This window comes from Streptococcus mitis (assembly GCF_003942865.1).
GTDB classification, from domain to species: domain Bacteria; phylum Bacillota; class Bacilli; order Lactobacillales; family Streptococcaceae; genus Streptococcus; species Streptococcus mitis_BI.
The window spans coordinates 1-3,770 of record NZ_RJNZ01000021.1 but is presented as its reverse complement, the minus strand read 5'-3'; the positions used below and the strand labels follow the sequence as shown (position 1 = coordinate 3,770).

Here is a 3,770-nt window from a genome sequence, read left to right as displayed (position 1 = left end):
CGCCTGTTGGTAGGCTATCGCAAAGCGTTGGACAGACTGGAGTTTGGCGAAATCACCCGACTGATAAGTCCCTACAGTCCGTGTCTTCCCTGCATGCTCTGCGATCAAGGCCTTGGTCGCAGACAAGAGTTCCTTAAAGGCAACCAAATCCTGACTCGCATGATTACTTTCATACTGGATGATCGAGTTGTCCAAGTTCTTGACCTGATTCATGAGAAAGTTATAGTTCATGACCGTACTGGTATGACTACTTCCTGAATAGCTCACCAAGTCTGAAATCTTGTCCTTGGTCGTGTTCAAGAGTTCAATCTCACTCTTTAGATTGTCACGTGAACTCTTTAAATCACTATGTAATCGTGTAAACACCTGACCCGGTAACTTTGCATGATTGCTTGAATCAATCTGGTAGTAGCCATCCTTGTACAGTAGGAGGTTAGTTGAGTAGTCATTCATCAGGTTAACCAGAGTCTGAAGGAGAGTCCCATGCACCTCTACTAGGTAACTGCGCATACTCGAGATGGCCTGACCTTGGAGATTTTCACTTAATGTAAAAACAGGAACTTGCTTACAACTAACAGTGTATAAACAAGTTCCTCACAGGTTATCTCAATGGCGATACATAATCGTCTGGAAGTTTGCCTTCAGATTCAATCCACTGCTTCTCAGCAATCGGAATCAACTCTTCAAGTTCTTCCTTAGAAAAAAGTTTCCTATTTTTAGGGACATCTATCAAAGAAGCTGGATGTTTACTTATAAATTTTCTTCTAGATTCTTTTCTCTCTTCTTCCGTTGGTGGCCAACAGTCTTTTTTTAGCTTAAAATGAATTTCTTTAAGTGTTTTTTCTCCAGACTTTAATAATTGAAATAGTTCTAATGGTAATTCATAGACTACCCTCTGTTCAGCTATTCCTCCTTCATCTGTAACAAAAAAATATTTCTCATGATGTCGCCAAACATGTTGTCCATAACCTTTTATTTTCTTAAACTTACTAACATCTTCCCAAGTTAATTTACTATGTTCCATGTATGATCTCCACTCTTTGTACTAATATCTTTCATTACGCCTTCTGGCATATCTCCCGGATATGTTCTTCCACCTGGACGCCACCAGTTATTGGCTCCAGCTTCATTACCACTTGGTATTGAAATACCTTTTTCTGCTACTACTTCTGGAGTGACATCTAAACGATAAAGTGGACCATCTCCTAAGTACCCCTCATCAAATCCTAACAATGTTTCGTAAATACGATTATCCCCTCTAGCAATGTCTTGAATGATATCTGCATGGTCCTCGCTTAATCAAAAAACTAGTTCTATCACTACTTTCAACAGTACCCTTATTCCAAGTTTCACTAGGTCTAAATTTTTGAAATTCATAAGATTCATTCTTAATTTATTTTTTGTAGATTTTGCATTGAGAGAGCACCGCGCATATTTAAAAATGTGTTATAAACAACGTTTATAGATTGGTAATACATCTCTTGTTACATCATATGAAAAGTGAGTTTTTAATGGAAGGAAATCTATAATTTCATTTTTTGGGAAAAGAGAACTAATCTCGCTAGAAAACTGAGCAATTATCAAATTAAAGTCTAAACAATCAATAACAAATAGCCAATGAAAATTTGTTTCTGTTGCTTTTCTTATCTTTAACAGAAAAACCCTATCAATTACTTTGAATTTATTAAAAATATCATCAAATTCTTCTAATTTTTCAGAAATTGGCTCATTTGATATTTCCGATATAATCTCGACACTATCTTCTGAAAATGCTTCAATAATATTTTTTAAATCATCTAATCTTATATTAAAGTTAGTGGTTCTAGGATTTATAGACACACCACTAAAATTTTTTAATCTAATTAATAGATCCGTAGCATTTTCTATCGATATTTCTAAATATTCAAGTTCTCTGTCTTTTCCCTTGATATCGGTTTCCTTTATGTAAAGGGGTAAAAAGCTTAAATCATTACTATCTACTACACTATTAATAGTTAAATTTTGTTGATCATCAATACTGATAGGGCACAAAAATTTTATCTTTAATAATTCTTTAAATAATTGTATCTCTATACTTTTATCATAACAAATTCTTAGATTCATTATCAAATCAATTAATCTATTGTCCATCAATTTTCTTTTTTAAACTCTTTCTCTAATTGTTTTAAGACTACTAAAATTTCGCTTTTATAATCCATTGTTTCATCTACAAATCTTCTTGCTAGACTAAAAAAACTAATGTTATTGATATTTTCCCCTCGTCCTATGCGCTTAGTTAGGTTATATATATCCTGTATAACTCCCGGGTATAACTTCTGACTTGGATATTCTAAGTCAATTAAATCTTGTAATTTGTCTGTATACTTCATATATTTATTTTTCATAATTCAAAACCTTAATTTGGTACAACTCGTATATCCACTATCCAGTCTAATGGCCATGGATTTGGTAATAAAACTTGATCAGCTCCTCCTTTTAATATAAATCCTGAGGAATTTATTGTTTGAGGAGCAACTTTTCCAATATTTAATTCTACTCCTTTTGGAATTTTTATTACTGCTTCATACTGTCTAGTATTCTTCCATTCAGGTAATAGTGCAGTATCTATTTTAGCTTGTATACGATTTGAAGCAGGGGTTGTAGTGACAAACCCTCCTCCGGCATCAGAGTGTCCACCAAATGTTCGATAGAGTGTTATTTCCTCTGTTGTAATAACCGTCCTATAGTTACTATCTGTAAAGGATTCTCCAATCCAATCTGGTAATTTTGCTTTATCAACAATTTTTACTTTGCCATCTAATAAAGTTGGATACTTTATCAATGATTCCTTCGCCAGATATTGGTCAAAGTTACTAGATTCCCTCGCAAGTTTACTTTCTTTCAGATTCTTCAGAATCTGCTCGCGGTTATACTTCGGTGCTTCGACATCTACTTTCACCTTATTGAGACTAAACTTGCTGGCTGCTGAGGAGACCGTATAACCTCCTACGATATTCCCGATAAAGTTTGCGGTTTGGGCATCTTCCTCACTTCCACCTAGGAGCTTGGTCCCATGATAGGCAACCTGACCTGCTGTATAGGCACCGGCTTCCCCTATCGCAAACTGGGTCAAGCCCTTGACAACGCTCTGGGTCTGCCCTATGGGAATCATGATGGCACTCGCCGTCACAAAGACATTTCCAACATCATGATACAGCTTGTCATTCCCCATGAAAAGCGTATCTCGGATGAGATTATAGGATTTCGTATGGGCATCCCCTGCATTCCCAAGTTGGATGTTATGAATCCCTTCCCCTGCATTAGACGCCCCATAAGCAAACGACCCCAGTCCTGCGGTTAAGCCAGCCCCAACAACCAAGGGTGTCGCAAAACCCATGCTTCCTACAATCGCAAGAATACTAAACGCAACGGTCATCACACCAATTGCCAGGTCTTTCCAACCGTTCTTGGCTCGATCCTCCGCAGCCAAGGCCTCAAAACGAGCCTTGTCTCTCTCCTGGGCAGCTTGTACGCGCTCAACGCGACTCTCCATCTGCTTGCTCGCCTGTTGGTAGGCTATCGCAAAGCGTTGGACAGACTGGAGTTTGGCGAAATCACCCGACTGATAAGTCCCTACAGTCCGTGTCTTCCCTGCATGCTCTGCGATCAAGGCCTTGGTCGCAGACAAGAGTTCCTTAAAGGCAACCAAATCCTGACTCGCATGATTACTTTCATACTGGATGATCGAGTTGTCCAAGTTCTTGACCTGATTCATGAGAAAGTTATAGTTC

General features: G+C 37.7%; 5 protein-coding genes and 1 pseudogene. All 6 read right to left on the bottom strand.

The window, feature by feature from the left end; translation table 11 throughout:
* Nucleotides 1-537, bottom strand: a pseudogene (locus D8845_RS10080) (T7SS effector LXG polymorphic toxin); the annotation flags it as partial.
* Nucleotides 538-601: 64 nt separating this feature from the next.
* On the bottom strand, nt 602-1,024 hold the full coding sequence (locus tag D8845_RS10075) for a hypothetical protein (protein WP_125453328.1): 423 nt from the start codon (nt 1,022-1,024) through the stop codon (nt 602-604).
* A complete protein-coding gene (locus tag D8845_RS10545; RefSeq protein ID WP_260467964.1) occupies nt 1,006-1,233 on the bottom strand; it encodes a hypothetical protein in 228 nt (75 codons plus the stop codon). Before D8845_RS10545 ends, D8845_RS10075 begins: the two co-directional genes overlap by 19 nt.
* A 213-nt stretch (nt 1,234-1,446) precedes the next feature.
* On the bottom strand, nt 1,447-2,130 hold the full coding sequence (locus D8845_RS10065) for an enhanced serine sensitivity protein SseB C-terminal domain-containing protein (protein WP_125453327.1): 684 nt from the start codon (nt 2,128-2,130) through the stop codon (nt 1,447-1,449).
* Nucleotides 2,130-2,384 carry a hypothetical protein gene (locus D8845_RS10060; RefSeq protein WP_142998980.1) on the bottom strand — a complete coding sequence of 85 codons (255 nt, stop codon included), beginning with the start codon at nt 2,382-2,384 and terminating at the stop codon, nt 2,130-2,132. Before D8845_RS10060 ends, D8845_RS10065 begins: the two co-directional genes overlap by 1 nt.
* Nucleotides 2,385-2,395: 11 nt before the next feature.
* Complete coding sequence (locus tag D8845_RS10055) at nt 2,396-3,532, bottom strand: hypothetical protein (RefSeq protein ID WP_260467965.1); 1,137 nt, start codon at nt 3,530-3,532, stop codon at nt 2,396-2,398.
* Between the last annotated feature and the right edge of the window lie 238 nt (nt 3,533-3,770).

Bases quoted from the DNA above. Each gene is read 5' to 3' on its own strand.
- D8845_RS10060 (WP_142998980.1), bottom strand. From the start codon at position 2,384: ATGAAAAATAAATATATGAAGTATACAGACAAATTACAAGATTTAATT.
- D8845_RS10065 (WP_125453327.1), bottom strand. From the start codon at position 2,130: ATGGACAATAGATTAATTGATTTGATAATGAATCTAAGAATTTGTTAT.
- D8845_RS10055 (WP_260467965.1), bottom strand. From the start codon at position 3,532: ATGGAGAGTCGCGTTGAGCGCGTACAAGCTGCCCAGGAGAGAGACAAG.
- D8845_RS10075 (WP_125453328.1), bottom strand. From the start codon at position 1,024: ATGGAACATAGTAAATTAACTTGGGAAGATGTTAGTAAGTTTAAGAAA.